15 protein-coding genes are annotated in these 18233 nt (G+C 74.0%); 11 read left to right on the forward strand and 4 right to left on the reverse strand.

Annotation, left to right across the window (positions count from 1 at the left end; translation table 11 throughout):
- From CUD01_RS16660 to CUD01_RS14950, 4 genes are all read left to right on the forward strand, one after another.
- The coding region (locus tag CUD01_RS16660) for a hypothetical protein (protein WP_170209619.1) at positions 1 to 234 on the forward strand (234 nt) is incomplete at its 5' end.
- Positions 231 to 1130: an ABC transporter ATP-binding protein gene (locus CUD01_RS14940; RefSeq protein ID WP_094181686.1), complete on the forward strand. Its 900-nt coding sequence runs from the start codon at positions 231 to 233 to the stop codon at positions 1128 to 1130. The genes CUD01_RS16660 and CUD01_RS14940, both read left to right, overlap by 4 nt.
- On the forward strand, positions 1127 to 1882 hold the full coding sequence (locus tag CUD01_RS14945; protein ID WP_094181687.1) for an ABC transporter permease: 756 nt from the start codon (positions 1127 to 1129) through the stop codon (positions 1880 to 1882). Before CUD01_RS14940 ends, CUD01_RS14945 begins: the two co-directional genes overlap by 4 nt.
- Positions 1879 to 3801 carry a TOMM precursor leader peptide-binding protein gene (locus CUD01_RS14950; RefSeq protein ID WP_141322264.1) on the forward strand — a complete coding sequence of 641 codons (1923 nt, stop codon included), beginning with the start codon at positions 1879 to 1881 and terminating at the stop codon, positions 3799 to 3801. The genes CUD01_RS14945 and CUD01_RS14950 overlap by 4 nt, the downstream gene beginning before the upstream one ends.
- A 110-nt stretch (positions 3802 to 3911) precedes the next feature.
- On the opposite strand, the gene CUD01_RS14955 is transcribed toward CUD01_RS14950, so the two are convergent.
- Positions 3912 to 5144, reverse strand: coding sequence for an amidohydrolase (locus CUD01_RS14955; RefSeq protein WP_141322265.1), 1233 nt, complete (start codon positions 5142 to 5144; stop codon positions 3912 to 3914).
- A gap of 142 nt (positions 5145 to 5286) precedes the next feature.
- Between CUD01_RS14955 and CUD01_RS14960 the strand changes: the two genes are divergently transcribed.
- The 4 genes from CUD01_RS14960 (at position 5287) to CUD01_RS14975 (ending at position 9863) form a co-directional block, all read left to right on the forward strand.
- On the forward strand, positions 5287 to 5460 hold the full coding sequence (locus CUD01_RS14960) for a thiazolylpeptide-type bacteriocin (protein ID WP_094181690.1): 174 nt from the start codon (positions 5287 to 5289) through the stop codon (positions 5458 to 5460).
- Between the two features lie 118 nt (positions 5461 to 5578).
- A complete protein-coding gene (locus CUD01_RS14965) occupies positions 5579 to 6604 on the forward strand; it encodes a helix-turn-helix domain-containing protein (RefSeq protein WP_141322267.1) in 1026 nt (341 codons plus the stop codon).
- Positions 6605 to 6754: 150 nt separating this feature from the next.
- On the forward strand, positions 6755 to 9253 hold the full coding sequence (locus CUD01_RS14970; protein WP_141322269.1) for a glycogen/starch/alpha-glucan phosphorylase: 2499 nt from the start codon (positions 6755 to 6757) through the stop codon (positions 9251 to 9253).
- A 229-nt stretch (positions 9254 to 9482) separates the two neighbouring features.
- Positions 9483 to 9863 (forward strand): DUF5997 family protein, encoded by a 381-nt coding sequence (locus tag CUD01_RS14975; RefSeq protein ID WP_094182434.1) that lies wholly within the window; start codon positions 9483 to 9485, stop codon positions 9861 to 9863.
- A 12-nt stretch (positions 9864 to 9875) separates the two neighbouring features.
- Here the strand turns inward: CUD01_RS14975 and CUD01_RS14980 are convergent, their stop codons facing one another.
- Together CUD01_RS14980 and trmB are read right to left on the reverse strand one after the other, a co-directional pair.
- Positions 9876 to 10748 (reverse strand): LysR substrate-binding domain-containing protein, encoded by an 873-nt coding sequence (locus tag CUD01_RS14980; protein ID WP_141322271.1) that lies wholly within the window; start codon positions 10746 to 10748, stop codon positions 9876 to 9878.
- Positions 10745 to 11491, reverse strand: coding sequence for a tRNA (guanosine(46)-N7)-methyltransferase TrmB (trmB, locus tag CUD01_RS14985; RefSeq protein WP_218023866.1), 747 nt, complete (start codon positions 11489 to 11491; stop codon positions 10745 to 10747). The genes CUD01_RS14980 and trmB overlap by 4 nt, the downstream gene beginning before the upstream one ends.
- 56 nt (positions 11492 to 11547) lie before the next feature.
- Here trmB and CUD01_RS14990 point away from each other — a divergent pair, with 56 nt between their 5' ends.
- The gene (locus CUD01_RS14990) at positions 11548 to 12603 is read left to right on the forward strand and encodes a cation diffusion facilitator family transporter (protein ID WP_141322272.1); all 1056 of its coding nucleotides are present in this window, start codon (positions 11548 to 11550) and stop codon (positions 12601 to 12603) included.
- A gap of 45 nt (positions 12604 to 12648) precedes the next feature.
- Here the strand turns inward: CUD01_RS14990 and CUD01_RS14995 are convergent, their stop codons facing one another.
- The gene (locus tag CUD01_RS14995; RefSeq protein WP_244937799.1) at positions 12649 to 14247 is read right to left on the reverse strand and encodes a cellulose binding domain-containing protein; all 1599 of its coding nucleotides are present in this window, start codon (positions 14245 to 14247) and stop codon (positions 12649 to 12651) included.
- Positions 14248 to 14561: 314 nt separating this feature from the next.
- Here CUD01_RS14995 and CUD01_RS15000 point away from each other — a divergent pair, with 314 nt between their 5' ends.
- The gene (locus CUD01_RS15000) at positions 14562 to 16841 is read left to right on the forward strand and encodes an Ig-like domain-containing protein (RefSeq protein ID WP_141322274.1); all 2280 of its coding nucleotides are present in this window, start codon (positions 14562 to 14564) and stop codon (positions 16839 to 16841) included.
- Between the two features lie 83 nt (positions 16842 to 16924).
- Positions 16925 to 18233: hypothetical protein (locus tag CUD01_RS15005; RefSeq protein WP_141322276.1), on the forward strand; the 1309-nt coding region annotated here is incomplete at its 3' end.

Raw genomic sequence — 18233 nt, forward strand, 5'->3', positions numbered from 1 at the left:
GAGCCCCGGCTGCGCTACCCGCGCGGCGTCGCGGTGCGGCTCGGCGCGTACGCCCTCGTCTGGTTCGCGCTCGTCGCCCTGGTCATCACCGCCGTCGTCGTCGTCGCCGGCAACCTCCTGGCCGCCGTCATGGGGCCGGCGGGGCGCGGCGTCGTCATCGCGGTGGTCGTCCTCGTCGTCGCCGGGTGGCTCGCCCAGCCGGCACTGGAGAAGCACAGAAGGAGCACGCCATGAGTACAGCCATCGACGTCGTCGACCTGCACAAGTCCTACGGGGACGTGCGCGCCGTCGACGGGATCTCCCTGAGCGTCACCACCGGGGAGTTCCTGGGGATCCTCGGCCCGAACGGTGCGGGCAAGACCACCCTCATCGAGGTCGTCGAGGGTCTGCGGGAGCCCGACGCGGGCACGGTCCGCGTGCTCGGCCAGGACCCGCACCCGCGCAACCGCGCGCTGCTGCCGCGCATCGGCGTCCAGACGCAGTCCGCCGCGTTCTTCACGCGGCTCACGGCGCGCGAGCACCTGCGCACCATGGCCGCCCTGTACGGGCTCGGCGACCGGGAGGCCGACGCGGCGCTCGCGCGGGTGTCGCTCGAGGACAAGGCCGACGCGCGGGTGAACAAGCTCTCCGGTGGCCAGCGCCAGCGCCTGGCCATCGCGTCCGCGCTCGTCCACGACCCCGAGCTCGTCTTCCTCGACGAGCCGACGGCCGCGCTCGACCCGCAGGCTCGTCGGGACCTGTGGCGTCTGCTCCTCGACCTCAAGGAGGCCGGCAAGACGATCGTCTACACGACGCACCACCTCGAGGAGGCGGAGGTGCTGTGCGACCGGGTCGCCATCGTCTCGGCCGGCCGGGTCGTCGCGCTCGGCACGCCGCGCGACCTCATCGGCGAGTCCGACCCGCGGGTCCAGCTCGTCGTGCCGCGCCGGCGGCTCGACCCGCAGGCGGCGCACGAGCTGCCCGGCTCGCCGGACGTCGCCGTCCACGGCGAGGACGTGGTCCTCACCACCCAGGACCCCGGTCCGCTGCTCGCCGCGCTCAGCGCGTCCGTCGGGCTCGACGGCGTCCGCACCCGCACCGCGTCCCTCGAGGACGTCTACCTCGACCTGATCGGAGCCCCGAAGCCATGAGCACCTACACGGCACTGACGAAGGCGACCTACAAGGCGAACGTCCGCGACGTCGCCACGGTGTTCTTCACGTTCGCGTTCCCTCTCGTGTTCCTGGTCGTGTTCGGCACGATCTTCCGCGGCCAGGAGGTCGGCGACACGGGCCACGGGTACGTCGACTTCATCGCGTCGGGCGTCCTGGCGTGGGGCATGGCGAGCGCCGCGCTGTTCGGCGTCGCGTTCACGCTCATGCAGTGGCGCAACGACGACCTGCTGCGGCTCATCCGCCTGTCGCCCGCGAGCTTCGGGTCGGTGATCGGTGCGCGGTACACCATCGCGCTCGCGCTCGGCCTCGCGCAGGTCGTGCTGTTCATCGGCGTCGCGGTCTCGCCGTTCTTCGGCATGCGGGTCGGGCCGCAGCCGTGGCTCGTCGTGCCCGCGGTCGTCGCCGGCGTGACGGCGTTCATGGCGATCGGCGTGATCATCGGCTCGGTGGCGAACACCCCGGAGGCCGTCGCGGCGATCTCCAACTGCGTGGTCGTGCCGATGGCGTTCCTGTCCGGCTCGTTCCTGCCGCTCGACATGATGCCGGACTGGCTGCAGAGCTTCTCGAAGGTCCTCCCGCTGCGCTACCTCAACGACGCGACGGCATACTCGCTGGTCGGCGCGGGCGACGCGGGCGACTACCTGACCGCGCTCGCGGTCCTGCTGGGGTTCAGCGCCGTGTTCCTCGCGATCGGGGCCAAGGTCTTCCGCTGGACGCGTGAGTCATGAGCGTCGCGACGGCCGGGGCGCGAGCCCCGGCCCCGCTGCACGAGGCGTTCGCGGCGACGCGTGACCAGCTGCAGGAGGCGCTGACGCTGCTGGCCCTCGAGCGGGGCGTCGTCGAGCCGCGGGTCGTGGTGCTCGGCGCGCAGGACGTCCTCGCGGCGCCGGACCCCGAGCGCCGGGACGCGACGGTGCACGTGACCGGGGGAGCGGTGATCGTCGGGCCGCGTGGTGCGGGCGCGTGCGGGCACTGCCTCGGCACGCGGTGGCAGCGACTGCGCGCGCGCACGCACCGCGACGCGCTCGAGACCGGCACGGACCTGACCCCGGTGGGGCAGTGGCCCGTCCTGCCCGCGTACGTGGTGGACGCCGTGTGGCACCTGTACGAGGCGTTGGTGGTGGCCGACGAGCCACCCGCGCTCGGTGCCGCTGACGCCGCGAGCCGCCGGCTCCCGCTGGTGGCGAGCCTCGACCTCGCGACGCTCGCCGTGCGCAGCACGGCGCTCCTGCCGGACCCGAGGTGCCCGAGCTGCGGCGTGCGGGTCCCCGACGGTCCTCGGCAGGCGACCGTGCGTCTCGAGGAGCGCGTGAAGTCCTCGCCCGGCTCCTACCGGCAGCGCGCCCTGGACGACTACCCGCTGCCGGAGGCGGCGCTCGCGAACCCCGTCTGCGGCGCGCTCGGCGCGGGGGCCCTCATGACGGTGACGTCACCGACGACCGCACCCGTCTCCGGCAGCATCTTCATCCGGGGGTACGGCGGCCTGCTCGACGTGTCCTGGAGCGGGCAGGCCAACTCCTACGCGACGAGCCGCCGGCTCGCGCTCATCGAGGGCCTCGAGCGGTACGCGGGCACGCACCGGCGCCGCAACGCGGAGCCGGTCATGGCCGCGTACACGGACCTGGAGGGGTTCGCGCTCGACCCGTCGACGTGCGGGTTCTACCCGGCGGCCGCCTACGAGTGCGACCCGATGATCGCCCCGTTCTCCGCCTCGGCCGTGATCCCGTGGGTGTGGGGCTGGTCGCTGCGCGACGAGCGTCCCGTCCTGGTGCCGCGCCGGCTCAGCCACTACAGCTCGGGGGCGGAGCACGACAACTTCGTGCTCACCACGTCGAACGGCTGCGCGACGGGCAGCAGCCTCGAGGAGGCGGTGCTGCACGGGCTGCTCGAGCTCGTCGAGCGGGACGCGTTCCTCGTCGGCTGGTACGGCAACGCGGACCTGCCGGAGATCGACCTGGCGTCCGTCCCCAGCCCGCTCGTGGCGGCGATGGCCGACCGCGCCCGGCTCCAGGGGTACCGGATCCACGCGTTCGACAACCGGATCGACATGCGCATCCCGGCGGTCACGGCCCTCGCCGTGCGGTCCGACGGCGGGCTGGGGACCTTGTCGTTCGCGGCGGCCGCGCACTTCGACCCCGTCCGTGCGGTCGAGGGCGCGATCGAGGAGGCCTTGACGTACCTGCCGCACCAGGCCAGGACCGTCGCCGACCGCCGCCAGGAGCTCGAGGCGATGGCGCGCGACTACTCGCTGGTGCACGGCCTGCCGGACCACGCCGCGCTGTTCGGGTTGCCCGCCATGGCGCGGTTCGCGGACTCCTACCTGCACCCCTCGCGCACCGCGTCCCTGGACGAGCTCTACCGCGAGTGGCAGGCCGTGCGGCCGCGGTCGCTCGACCTGCGCGACGACCTGCGGGCGTGCCTCGACGAGCTGGCCGAGCACGACGTGATCGTCGTCGACCAGACGGCGCCGGAGCAGGAGCCGATGGGGCTGCGGACGGTGTGCGTGATCGTGCCCGGCCTGGTGCCGTTCGACTTCGGGTGGACCCGGCAGCGCGCGCTCACGATGCCGCGCACGTGGAACGCGCTCGGCACGTCGGGTGCGGTGTCGGCCGCCGACCTGCGGCGGGTGCCGCACCCGTTCCCCTGACCGCGACGACGACGGCCGGGGCGAGCAGCATGCCCCGGCCGTCGTCGTGCGTCGGCAGTCACGACTCGAGCCGTGAGGGGTCAGGCGATGACGAGTCGGGCGGCGGCGAGTCAGGCGGAGGCGAGCGCGCGGACCGCGACGACGAGCGCGTCCACGCCCGCCGCGAGCGCGCGGGGCGCGTCGGGCGCGTACCTCGGGGAGTGGTTGGCCGGCAGCGACGTGAGCTTCTCGAGCGCGCTCGTGCCGGGCGCCGCGGCCCACGCGGCCGGTCCGACGGCACCGAGCATCCAGTAGCCGAGCGGCGCACCACCCGCGGTGAGGTGGGCGACGTCCTCGGTGGCGAGCGAGGGCGGCCACCACGTGACGCGCTGGGCCCCCAGGTGCCGCACGTGGGCGTCGCGGACGGTGGCGGTGACGCCGGCGTCGGGCTGCGTCACGGGCGAGCGGGCGACCTCGACGACGAGCGGCTCGGCCGGGCACCCCGCGCTCGCGCACTGCGCGTGGACGATCGCGCGGACGCGCTCCACCAGCCGCACGAGGGTCGTCTCGGCGACGGCGCGCACGGTCACCTCGAGGGTGGCCACGTCGGCGACGACGTTGGGCGGGCTGTCGACGTGGAGGCGGCCGACGTTGACGATCACGGGCTCGCTGGGCGACGCCGCGCGGGACACGACCGTCTGGAGCTGCAGCACGATCGAGGCGGCGACGACCGCGGGGTCCACCGTGAGGTGCGGTGACGCGGCGTGGCCGCCGCGACCCCGGACGGTCACCGCGAGCGTGGCGCTCCCGGCGAGCACCGGCCCGCCGCCGTGCGCGACCATCCCCGCGGGGAGCGGCACGGAGTGCTGCGCGAGGACCGCGTCGAGGGGTCCCGTGACGTCGAGCAGCCCGTCCGCGACCATGGCGGCGGCCCCCTCGAGCGTCTCCTCGGCGGGCTGGCCGACGACGACGAGCCGCCCCCGCCAGCCGGACCGGTCCCGCGCGAGCGTGTCGGCCGCGCCGGCGAGCGCCGCGAGGTGCAGGTCGTGCCCGCACGCGTGCATCACCGGCCGGCCGCCCGACGACGTGGCCGTGCTCGCGTAGTCCAGGCCGGTGTCCTCCTGGAGCGGGAGCGCGTCGAGCTCGGCCCGCACCAGGACCGTCGGCCCCGGCCCGTTGTCGAGCGTGCCGACGACGCCGTGCCCGCCCACGCCCCCGACGACGCGCAGCCCGCTCTCGCCGAGGGTGCGGGCGAAGGCGTGCGCGGTGCGCACCTCCTCGCCCGACAGCTCGGGGTGCGCGTGCACGTCCCGGTACAGCGCGAGGGCACGGGTGAGCGCGGCTGCGGGCGCAGGCGTGGTCATGCCAGCAGTCAACGCCGCGCCGCTCACACGTCGATGGCACGCCGTGACAGCGGTGTGTGAGCGGCGCGCACAGCGACTCGCGAGGCGGCACCGGTTGTCTTGTCGGCAGGGGACGGACCCCTGGCGAACCGAAGGAGTCATCATGACCACGAACGACATCGCGAACCTGTCCGGCGAGATCACGGCGCTCGAGTCGGAGAACTTCGAGATCTCGGACTACGCGGACGCGGCCGAGGCGATCCTCGCGTCCTGCTCCTCGTCGTCGAGCACCTCGACCTGCTCGAGCACGACGTCGACGACGAGCTGCACCGCCTGACCCGTGGCACCCCGGCGCGTGCGGGCCCCGGTCTCGCGGCCCGCACGCGCAGCACACGGCCGCACCCGGGTGGCATAGAGTACGGCCCGGTGTGACCTGTGACACGAGGGGGGCCAGGTTGCTGAGCGGGACTGCTGCGACGTTGTTCCTCTACGTCACGAAGAACCCGGGGTGGACGGTCGAGTCCGCATCGGTCGACCTGGGGGTCCGTGTCGTCGACATCGAGACCGCGCGGCACGACCTGCTGGACCTCGGCCTGCTGACCCCGGAGCACGCCGGGAGCGAGGCCCTCGTCGCGGCCGCTCCGGACGTCGCGCTCGCAGGGCTCGTCGACCCGGACGAGCGGCGCATCCAGGAGTTGCGCGCGTCCGTCGCCGGCCGGCGCCGCGACCTGATGGCGCTGCTGCCCGCCTACCGGCTCGCCCGCGAGAGCGCAGTCGCGACCGAGCGGGTCGAGGTCGTCGAGGACCCCGAGACGGTGCTGAGCCTGCTCATGGACATGGGCCGCCGCGTGTCCACCGAGGTGCTCATCGCGCTGCCGGGCGCCAGCACGAGCGTGGAGCGCGCGGAGGAGTCCAACGCGAAGGACCGCGTGCTGCTCGAGGCGGGGGTGGCCCGTCGCACTCTCTACGACCACCGGCGCCGCGAGCACGTGCCGACGCTGCGCACCGTGGCGGAGCTCGAGCCGTTGGGCGCGCAGTTCCGCACGCTGCCCGACATCCCGTTCCGGCTGCTGGTGTTCGACCGCAGCCTCGCGCTCGTCGCGCGGCAGCGGGACGCCGCGGACCGTGCGGCGCTCGTCCTGCGGGACCCGGACCTCGTCGCGACGTTCGCGTCGCTGTTCGACGCCGCCTGGGAGGTGGCGCTGCCGTTCCACCCGGAGCAGACGCAGGAGCGGCACGACGCGTGCGACGGGCTCGGGGAGCTGCAGAGCGCGATACTCGTGGGCCTGAGCCGCGGCCTGACCGACGAGGTGCTCGCGAGCCGGCTCGGCATCAGCGTGCGCACGTGCCGGCGGCACATCGCGGCGCTGTTCGAGCTCCTCGGTGCCGAGAGCCGGTTCCAGGCGGGAGTCCTCGCCGTGGCGCGCGGGTGGGTGAAGCCCACGACCGGCGTCCGCCCGCCCACGTCCGGCCCCGCCTGACGGCCCAGGAGTGGCGGCGTCACTCGCCGCGGACCTCGTCGGGGACGGGCGTATCGTGGGGACGGGGCGTCACCCGTACGGGTGAATCTGGATGCCCGTTCATCGATGTTCGCAAGAATTGCAAGGACTTTCGTCATCGCACAGACACACATGGTGGTTACGGTGGCTCTTGTGACGGCAGACACGACACCCCCTATCGCCACGCGCGAGCACACGGTCGACGGCTTCACGAGGGAGTTCCTGCGCGAGCTGAACTTCGGGCAGGGCGTCGACCTGACCCGCGCCTCCGTGAACGACAAGTACCTGGCGATGGCGCGCACGGTGCGCCACTACCTCATGACGCGGTGGATCGAGACGCTGCGCCGCCAGGCCGAGCTGCAGGCGAAGTCCGTCGCCTACCTGTCCGCGGAGTTCCTCCTCGGCCGCCAGCTCGACAACGCGCTGCTCGCGTCCGACCTGCAGGACATCGTCCGCGAGGGCCTCGCGAACCTCGGCATCGACCTCGACGAGCTGCGGGAGGCCGAGGTCGAGCCCGGCCTCGGCAACGGCGGCCTCGGGCGCCTCGCGGCGTGCTTCATCGACTCGCTCGCGACCATGAACGTCCCGTCGATCGGGTACGGCATCCGCTACGAGTACGGGATCTTCCAGCAGACGTTCGTCGACGGACGTCAGGTCGAGAAGCCCGACGACTGGCTGCGCCTCGGCTCGCCGTGGGAGTTCCCGCACCCCGAGGCCGCCGTGACCGTCGGCTTCGGCGGTCACGTGGAGCAGTACCAGGCCGACGACGGCGTGGTCAGGCGCCGGTGGGTGCCGGGCTGGTCCGTGCTGGGCGTGCCGTACAACTACATGGTCCCGGGCTACGCCAAGGGCCGGGTCAACACCCTGCGGCTGTGGAGCGCGCGCGCGACGCACGCGTTCGACCTGCAGATCTTCAACTCGGGCGACTACGCCGAGGCCGTGCGCGCGCAGACGTTCGCGGAGAACATCTCCAAGGTCCTGTACCCGGAGGACTCGACGCCCCAGGGCAAGGAGCTGCGCCTGCAGCAGCAGTACTTCTTCGTCGCGTGCTCCATCAAGGACTTCGTCGACCAGGTGCTGCCCGAGGGCTACGACCTGCACCGGCTGCCCGAGCGCATCGTCTTCCAGCTCAACGACACGCACCCGGTGATCGCCGTCCCGGAGCTCATGCGCGTGCTCGTCGACGAGAAGGGCTGGGAGTGGGACGAGGCGTGGGCGGTCACGAAGCAGTGCTTCGCGTACACGTGCCACACGCTGCTGCCCGAGGCGCTCGAGGTGTGGCCCGTCGAGCTGCTCGGCCGGCTGCTGCCGCGCCACCTGGAGATCATCTACCGCATCAACGACGAGTTCCTCGCCGAGCTGCGTGAGACCTACCCGAACGACGAGCTGCGCGTGCGCCGCATGTCGATCATCGCGGAGTACCCCGTGCGCGCGGTCCGGATGGCGTACCTCGCCACCGTCGCCGCGACCAAGGTCAACGGCGTCGCCGAGCTGCACAGCCAGCTCCTGCGCGACAAGGTGCTCGACGACTTCGCGGGGTACTGGCCGGACAAGTTCACCAACGTCACGAACGGCGTGACACCGCGCCGGTTCGTCAAGCTGTCGAACCCGGGGCTGTCGGACCTCGTCACCGAGGCGATCGGTGACGGCTGGGTCACCGACCTCGACCAGCTGTCCGGCCTCGAGCCGCTCGCGGACGACGCGGAGTTCCGCCGCCGGTTCCGCGAGGTCAAGCAGGCCAACAAGCGGCGCATCACCGACGTGCTCGCGGCGCGCGACGGCATCGAGGTCCACCCGGACACGATGTTCGACGTCATGGTCAAGCGCCTGCACGAGTACAAGCGCCAGACGCTCAAGCTCCTGCACATCGTGTCCCTGTACGAGAAGGTCACGACGGGCAAGATCCGGCTCGAGGACGTCACGCCCCGCACGTTCGCGTTCGGCGCGAAGGCCGCTCCGGGCTACGTGCTCGCGAAGCAGATCATCCACCTCATCAACGCGGTGGGCTCGACGATCAACTCCGACCCGGCCCTCGAGGGACGGCTCACGGTCGCCTTCCCGGCGAACTACAACGTCACGCTCGCCGAGACGCTCATCCCGGCCGCCGACCTGTCCGAGCAGATCTCGCTCGCCGGCAAGGAGGCGTCGGGCACCGGGAACATGAAGTTCATGCTGAACGGTGCACTGACGATCGGCACGGACGACGGCGCGAACGTCGAGATCCGCCGGCTCGTCGGGGACGAGAACTTCTTCCTGTTCGGGCTGACGGAGCCGCAGGTCGCGGAACTCGTGGACCGCGGGTACCACCCGTCGGCGTACTACGAGACGAACGAGGACCTGCGCCACGCGCTCGACCTCATCGCCTCGGGTGCGTTCTCGGGCGGCGACCGCGCCGTGTTCGAGCCGGTCGTCTCGAACCTCCTCAACGAGGACCGGTTCCTCGCGCTCGCGGACTTCCAGGCGTACGTCGACGCGCAGGCGCGGGTCGACGAGGCGTACGCCGACACCGAGGACTGGACGCGGCGCGCGGTGCTCAACGTGGCGCGCGGCGGGTTCTTCTCGTCCGACCGGTCGATGCGCGACTACATCGACGGCATCTGGCACACCCACCCGGTCCCGCCGGGCAGCTGACCGCCGCATGCACGGACGCCCTCGCCTCCCGTCCGGGGGCGGGGGCGTCCGTCGTCGTCCCTGCTGCGCTCCGAGACCAGGCAGGACACCCGCCCACCCCCGCCGAGCGCGGACGTTCGTGCGCGACTGCACCCGCACAGCGTCAGCAGTCGGGCCGAACCGTCCGCGCTCGGCGGGTGGGGTGGGACGTGACGCGTAGGGTTGGCGCGTGCCCAAGAAGACCCAGGAGATGAAGCCGTCCACCGCGGCGGCCAAGCTCGACGTGTACCTGCCGGCGACGCCCGAGGAGTTCCGCACGGGCACGGTGACGCGCGACGAGCTCGCGGAGCTGCAGCGCAACCCGCCCGCCTGGCTCACGGAGCTGCGCCGCAACGGGCCGCACCCGCGCAACGTCGTCGCGGCCCGCCTGCGCGTCTCGACGTCGGGGCTCGCGCGAGCGGGCGTGACCGACCCGCTGACGACAGACGAGATCAACGCGCTCGTCGCCGACCCGCCGCAGTGGCTGGTGCGCGAGCGTCAGACGTTCGAGGAGGTGCGCCGCGAGGAGCGCCGCCTCGAGGCGCGCGAGGCCGACCGCCGCGCGGAGCAGGCGCGCCGCGAGCAGGGCTGACCCGGCCGGGCGTCAGCGGCGGCCCTTGCCCCCGGAGCGTCCCGACGGGCGCCCGCCCGACGTGCCGCGCCGGCCCGAGCCCGACGAGCCGCCCTTCGCGGCCGACCGGCCCGTGGGCGTGCGGCCGCTGCTCGACGCGCCACCCTTGCCGGCGCCCGCCTTGCCGGCACCCGCCTTGCCGGCACCCGCCTTGCCGGCACCCTTGCCGGTCCCGGACCGGGCCGGCTTCTCGGGCGCGCCGTCGGACGGGGCGCCCGCGCGGCCGCGGGACGACGCGGCGGTGCGCCCGCGGACGATGCCGATGAGCTCCTCCGTCAGGTCGTCGTACGCGTCGACGAGCCACGCGAGGCCCACAGCCGAGCCGGGGGCGTCGGTCACGGGTCGGGTCGTCAGACCGCGGCGCAGGTGCAGGCGCGCGACCGAGTGCGGCGCGAGCAGCACCGCGTGGCCCGCGGCGACGAGGTCGAGCGCCTCGTCGGTCGTCGCGGCGTCCCCCGCGAACCGCTCGCCGGGCGCGTCGGACCAGCCGAGCACGTCGTCGGCGGGCACGACGAGCGTCTCGTCGGCCAGGTCCGCCGCGGCGATCTCCTCCGCGGCGGTGAACAGGTGGTCCTTCGCGACGACGACGACGGTGGCCTCGGTGTACATCGTGATGACGTCCACCCCGTCGCGGTCCACCGGCAGGCGCAGCAGGCTCGCCGCGACCTCGCCCGCACGCAGCGCGCGCTCGGCGTCCGCCGCGGGCACGGGGACGAGCTCGAGCGGGACGTCGCGGATGCGCTCCTCCCAGACGCGCACCCAGCGGCCGGGGTTCACTCCCGGCACCATCCCCAGGCGGAAGCCGGGTGCGGTCGTCGTCGCACGCTCGTCGGGACGGTCGGTCATGCGCGGCGCCTCGCGATCACGTCGGTCGACGCGCGGCCCGTGGCGAGCGCGCGCGCCTCGAACTTGGTGACCGGGCGGTGCTCCGGCCGGGGGACGGGACCCGCGGAGTCGAGGCCCGGGTCGGCCGCGAGCACCTCGACCATCTGCTCGGCGTAGGGCACCCAGTCGGTCGCGACGTGCAGCGTCCCGCCGACCCGCAGGCGCGAGCGCAGCAAAGCGACGTGCTCGGGCTGGACCAGCCGGCGCTTGTGGTGGCGCGCCTTGGGCCACGGGTCCGGGAAGAACGCGTGCACCGCGTCGAGCGACCCGGGTGCGAGCGCGGTGCGCGCGAGCTCGAGCGCGTCCCCGTGCGCCACGCGCAGGTTCGTCAGGCCCAGACGCTCCGCCAGGAGCAGCAGGTTCGCCAGGCCGGGCAGGTGCACCTCGACCGCCAGGTAGTCGCGGTCCGGGTCGGCCTGCGCCATGGCCGCCGTCGTCTCGCCCATGCCGGGGCCGATCTCGAGGACGACGGGTGCGGTGCGGCCGAACAGCGCCGCCGTGTCGAGCATCCCGTCCGCGGTGCGCGGGAACGGGGCGGCCTCGTCGTGCACCGAGAACCCGAGGCGGCCGAACAGCCGGTCCAGCGCGTCGCCGCGGTCCCGCCCGAGCGACGCGCGCCGCGGGTGGTAGGTGCGCAGCGGCTCGTGCGGGCGTGCGGCGGCCTGCCGGAACAGGTCGCGGTCGACGGGCGTGGCGGGTGGCACGGGGCCAGCCTACGGACGCCGCGCGCGCGTGCCGACGCGTCGCTACTGTCGCCCGCATGGGGACCCTCGCGTCGGGCTCGTCCGACGAGGCCGCAGGGACGGGCGCACCGACCGGAGCGCCTGGTCCGGTCGCTGCCGCGCTCCCCGGTCTGACCGAGCACGACGAGGGCTCCGGCGGCGAGAGCACGCTCACCGTCGCGATCGCGTTCGCCGCGAACCTGCTCATCGCGGTGGCCAAGACCGCCGCTGCCGTGGTCACCGGTGCGGCCTCCATGCTGGCCGAGGCCGCGCACTCCTGGGCCGATGCCGGCAACGAGGTGTTCCTGCTGATCGCGCAGCGCAAGGCCGCGCGGCCGCCCGACCGCACCCATCCTCTGGGGCACGGCCGCGAGGTCTACGTGTGGTCGCTGTTCGCCGCGATCGGGCTGTTCGCCGTCGGGGCGGGCGTGTCCGTCACGCACGGCATCTCCGAGCTGCGCCACGGCGAGCCCGCGAGCGACTTCGGTGTCGCGTACGCGGTGCTGGCCGTCGCCTTCGTCCTCGAGGGCATCTCGTTCCTGCAGGCGAACCGGCAGGTGCGGGCGGCCGCCAGGCGCCGTTCCAGCGGCGTGCTCGAGCACGTGCTGGGCACCTCCGACCCGACCGTCCGCGCGGTGTTCTTCGAGGACGCCGCCGCGCTCGTCGGCATCGTCATCGCGGCTGCCGGGATCGCGGCGCACCAGGTCACCGGCTCGGCGGTGCCGGACGCGGTCGGGTCGATCCTCGTCGGCGTCCTGCTGGGGGTGGTCGCGGTCGTGCTCATCGAGCGCAACCGGCGGTTCCTCGTCGGGCAGGTGGTGGACGACGGGGTGTGGAACGCCGCGCTCGCGCTCGTCGCCGCGCAGCCTGAGGTCGCCCGGGTGACGGACCTGCGCCTCGAGCTCGTCGGCGCGCGCCAGGTGTTCCTGTCCGGGGCGGTCGACCTGACGGGCGAGCCGGGGGAGACCGCCGCGTCCCACCAGCTCGCCGCGCTCGAGCGGCGCATCCGTGCGGCGCCGGGCGTCGTCGGCGCGATCCTCTCGCTCTCCGAGCCCGAGGAGCCCGCGCTCACGCCGCGGCCCGTCCGCCGCTGAACGGACGGGCCGCGGCTGTCTGGTGAGGCCGCGGTCGCGGCCCGGTCAGGCCGCCGGGACGGCCGCCGCGCAGGTCGTCGTCGTCGACGTCGGTGCCGGGCCGGACCCGATGAACCCCGCCTCGGTGGACTGACCCGCGGCCAGGGACGCGTTCCAGCCGGCCCCCGCCACGGTGACCTGCGCGCCGGACTGCGTGAACACGCCCGACCAGCCCTGCGCCACCGAGCCGCCCGCGGGCAGCGCGAACGTCGCGCGCCAGCCGGCGATCGGGCTGCTGCCCGCGGTGACCTTCAGCGTCGCCTGGTACCCGCCCGGCCACGTGCCCGCGACCGTGAGCGTCGCGGTGCACCCGCGTGCCGACGACGTGGGGGTGGGGCTGGGGGTGGCCGTCGCGGTGGGCGTCACCGTGGGAGTCGGAGTCGGAGTCGTCGTCGGAGTGGGTGTCGCGGTCGGTGTGGGGGTGGGCGTGGGCTGCGGGTCGTCGAGCAGCGGGTCGAGGAGCGCGACGAGCCGGTCGGCGAGCACGCGGTGGTCCGCGAGCGACGGGTGCCAGTGGCAGCCCTGCAGGTCGAGCGGCGCGTCGCTGTAGTCCCACAGCACGACGCGCGTGTCCCCGGCCGCGCGTGCCGCGTCGACGACCTGCCGTCCGAGCGTGCGCTGGTCCGTCCCGCCCGACGCCGCGACGCTCACGACGAGGTAGGCGCCGGGGTTCTTCGCGCGCAGGCTCGTCAGCAGCTCGCGGTACGCCTGCACCCACGCGGTGCGCAGCGACGCCGCCGTCCACTGCTCGCCCGAGCCGACGGGCGTCGAGAAGTCGTTGATGCCCAGGCCGATCACCACGGCCTCGGGCGTCCAGCTCGCGGGCCGCTGCCACACGTCGCCCGCGACGGCGAGCAGCGCGCGGTCCGCGTATGTGCGCAAGCTCGTGCCCGGTTCACCGCCCGCGTAGTTGCGCACGAGCCCGCGGCCCGAGAACGCGTTGAGCTGGTAGTCCGCGCCCAGCGTCCGGGCCGCGATCGCCCCGAACGACCGGTCGGCGTTCGTCGTGCGGTTCACCTGGTCGCCCGAGCAGTCGCGGGACGTGGACTCGTTGCCGTAGCCGGCCGTGAACGAGTCGCCGAGGAACTCGAGCTGCAGGTCGCGGGGCGCGGGTGCGGTGAGCACCTGACCGCCCGGTGCGGCGACGAACCCGCGGAACGTGCTGGTCGCCCACGGCGACTCGTTGCGCTTGACCACGCGCACGGTGTGCGTCCCGGCGGCCAGCCCCTCGACCCAGCGGGTCGTCGTCCCGGGCATGACGAGCGTCGCGACGCGGGCGCCGTCGACCTGGATCTCCCAGTCGGCCGCGGAGTCCGACAGCCGCACCCCGACGCCGGTGCCTGTGAACCGGCCCTCGAAGTACACGCCGGGCCAGGACAGCTGCGCGGAGCCGTCGGCCGCCGCGGCGACGCGGCCCGCGGTGTGCGCGGTCGCCGCGAGCTGGGGGTCGAGCTCGGCGGCCGCGGCGGCGGTCGCGCCCGCGAGCGTGCCGGCCAGGACGGCGGCCAGCGTGGCCGCGAGGGTGCCTCGCCGCAGGCGCGTGCGCCCCGCGGTGTCCGGGGTGGTCCCCGGGTGTGTCGTCGTGCCCGTCCTCGTCGACCGCACGTGCGCTCCTCCCCGCGGACGGCCCGTCCGCAGCCCCGCCCGCCGCCGGGTGCGGGCGGGCCGGGTCCTGGTTACCGCTCCCGGCGGCCCGGTCAGCACCGGCGAACCGTTTCACCCCGTCACCCGGTCGGCGGCGGGCCGGGCGGGTGCAGCGCGCCCTGTCGAAGCGCTTGCGCCCCCTCGGCGGGTGAACCCGCAGGTCATCGGGCATCCCGACATGTGGCGACCGTGGTCCGCGGCAAGGGCCGAATCGGTACAGTCCCGGCATTCGCGCCGGCGTCGGCGCGAGCCGTCGTCGACGAGAGGCCGTACGCATGACCCCCGCCCCGACAGCCGTCCCGCGCGCCCGCACCGCGCTCCTCGCCATCGTGGGAGCGCTCTCGCTCCTCGTGTCCGCGCTCGCCGTCCCCGCGCGCGCGGCCGACCCGCTCGACATCACCGGGCGCGTCGTCCTCCCCGCCGGGTACACGTACTCGGCCGCGATGCCGCCGCGGTTCGAGGTGCGCTACCCGGCGAGCCCCACCACCACCGAGCCCGTGCGCTACCCGATCCTCTACGCCCCCGTCGCGGCCGACGGGACGTTCACCGTCCCGGGCAGCAGGCTGCAGTCGGGCGGCCGGTACTACCTGGTGCTCCAGGACGGCCAGCAGCGGCTCGTCGGCGGGTACGTGACCGCGAGCGGCGGGATCGCGCAGCAGCACCCCGACGGCGCGCTCGTCGCGCCGGGTCGGACGGACGTCGTCGTCACCGCCACGCTCGGCCAGCAGGTGACCGGCAGCATCGTCCTGCCCGCCGGGTACACGCCCGACCCGAACCGCCCGCTCAGCGTGGTCGCGACCGTCGGCAAGCCGTACGACGGCTCCGAGCGGTTCGCCTACGGGCGCATCGAGGCCGACGGTCGGTTCACCGTGGGCGGCTTCCCGTCGGGCCAGGCCGTCCGGATCGAGCTCGTCGACCCCCAGTACGTCCTGTTCGACGGCGCGTGGAACCCGGCGACGGGGTACTTCTCGGGCTCCCGGCTGAACGTCGGCACGGTCACCGCGCCCGCGAGCGGCCTGACGCTGCGGCCGAACCTCGCCGGCAGCATCTCGGGGCGCGTCGACGCACCGGCCGCGATCCTGGCGAACACGACGATCGCGCTCGACGCCGTCAGCGACGCGACCGGCTTCCGGGAGAACATCTCGACGTACACGGACGCGGACGGCACGTTCACCATCCCGGACCTCGACACCGGCCGCTCGTACGCGATCGGGATGTTCAGCTTCGACGACCTGGAGCCCGGCGCGCAGCGGGCCGACGGCACGTGGTCCCCGATCCGGCCGGGGGAGCCCGGCTTCGACGCGACGTGGTCGAGCCTGCGCAAGGTCCGCCCGACGACGACCGGCGTCGTCCTGAGCCCGCCGACCACCGTCGGGGTGCGCGGCTTCGTCACCGCCCCGGACGACTTCCTGTTCGGCTACTGGGACACGCACGCCGCGGAGGTCCAGCTGTGGCGGCGCGGCACGGACGGCACGTGGGCCGAGACCGACTCGCAGCGCGTCGCGGAGAACGGCTGGTTCTCGCTCCAGGCCTTCGACCTGGCGAAGCGGACCGAGGACCACCTCGTGTACTTCGACCCGCACGCCGACGTGAACCCGAAGAACGCGCGGTTCACGGCCGGCTTCTGGACGGGCAACGGCACGCCCCTGACCAGCGACCCCGCGAAGGCGAAGGTCGTGCGGCACACCACCGGCATCGACGTCGTGATCCCGCTCGCGGTGCGCAACCTGACCGCCCCGGCGGTCACCGGCACGGTCCGGGTGGGCTCCACGGTCCGCGCGACGACGGGCACGTGGGACCCCGCCGCGGTCACGACGAGCGTGCAGTGGCTGCGTGACGGCGCGGCGATCAGCGGCGCGACGTCCACGACGTACACGCCGACGGCCGCCGACGAGGGCGCCCGGCTGTCGGTGCGCGTCACCGCGAAGGGCGGCACCGGGTGGTTGGCCGCGACCGCGACGTCGCCGGGCGTGACGGTCGCGCCCGCGCCCATCAGCAACGTCACGCGCGCGTCGATCTCCGGCACCGTCGCGTACCGGAAGACGGTGTGGGCCGACCGCGGCACGTGGTCGACGCCGCCGACGTCGACGAGCGTGCAGTGGTTGCGCGACGGCGTGGAGATCAGCGGCGCGACCGGCTCGTCGTACAAGGTCGCCAAGTCCGACGTGGGCAAGCGGCTGTCGGTGCGCGTGACCGCGCGCGCGGCGGACGGCTCGCAGGCGCGGTCGACGTCCCTGCAGACGAAGGTGCCGAAGGTGACGCCCACCGTCAGGGTGTCCGCGCCGTCCGTGAAGGCCGGGACGGCGGTCAAGGTCACCGTCGTGGTCGACTCCGGCGGTCTCGTGACCAAGCCGCTCGGGACCGTCGCGGTGACGCTCGGCTCGAAGACCACCACGGTCACCCTGACCGCGGCCCGGGCCGGGACGGTCACCGTCACCATGCCCGCGCAGACCAAGGGCTCGTACAAGGTCACAGCCAGGTACACGCCGACGTCCACCTCGACGACGTACCTCAACGGCGCGACCTCGTCGGCCCTGACGGTCAAGGTCACCTGACGCGGGGGAGGGCTGCCGGTACCGATCGACGGCCCTCCCCGCACGCCCGCCACCCGCTCGACCTCGACGAGAGGCCCCTCCTCATGACCACCGTCCTTACGCCGGCATCGCGTCCACGTGCGGCGCTCCTCGCGCTCGCGTCCGCGCTCCTTCTGGTGCTCACCGCCCTCGCGGTACCCGCACGGGCCGCGGACCCCGCCCCCATCACCGGACGTGTGGTGTTCCCCGCGGGCTACACCTACTCCGCGGCGGCGCCGCCCCGCGTCGAGCTGCGCGTGCTCACGGGCGTCGGGACGGGCACGGAGTCCCCGGCGTACCCGGCGTCGTTCGTGCCCGTCGCCGCCGACGGGACGTTCACGGTCGCGCGTGACCTGCGCGTGGGTCGCAACCACCTGCTGCTCCTGCACGACGGGCAGCACCGCCTGCTCAACGGCTACGTCACCGCGACGGGCTCGACGACGATGTTCCACACCGACGCCGCCGTCATCGCACCCGGTACCACGGGCCTGGTGGTCACCGCCTCGCTCGCGACGCAGATCAGCGGGCGCCTCCAGCTCCCGTCGGCCTACACGGGCGACCCGACGACGCTCCGGATCCAGGGCCTCGTCGGGAACCAGCCCGTGCGGTACGTGAGCGGCACGGTGCGGGCCGACGGGACGTTCGTCGTGGGCGGGGTGCCGTCCGGCTCCGACGTCCACCTGCACCTGACCGACTCCCGCGGGACGCTGTTCGCGGGCTTCTGGAACGCCGCCGACGGGTACTTCGTCACGAACCGCAACGACGCGACGACGGTGAAGGCACCCGCGAGCGACCTGACGGTGCACGTCAACCCGACCGGGAGCATCTCCGGTCGGATCGAGGCGACGGACTACAGCGGGTACGAGGCGAGCCTCACCCTCATGGCGGTCACGGGCGCCGACGGGAAGGTCCGGGCGACCCGCGAGTGGTCCCGCGACGACGGTACGTTCCAGCTCGACGGGCTCGACACGGGCCGGTCCTACGCGTTGGTGGTCGCGAGCGGAGGGGGCCTCGTGGGCACAGGCGTGATGGCCGCCGACGGCTCGGTCCTCGCCGCGAACGACGACCTGTCGGGTGTCTGGTCGCGGACTCGGCTGATGCGTCCCGGCACCACCGGCGTCGTCCTGCGGCCCACCTTGCTTCCCGCGATCCGGGGGCGGGTCGTGGCACCGGACGGCTTCACGATCGACCCGATGGAGAACGGGGCGCTCCGGGTCTACCGGTACGACCGGAACCCCACCACCGGCGTGTGGACCAAGAACGCCGCCGCGGAGACGGTGTACGAGGACGGCACGTTCGGGCTCGGCGCGATGTGGCTGCCGTCGGCGACCGACTTCGCGCTGTGGCTCGAGCCGTTCCACGCCACGAACCCGC

The organism is Cellulomonas uda (assembly GCF_006538705.1).
GTDB lineage: Bacteria > Actinomycetota > Actinomycetes > Actinomycetales > Cellulomonadaceae > Cellulomonas > Cellulomonas uda.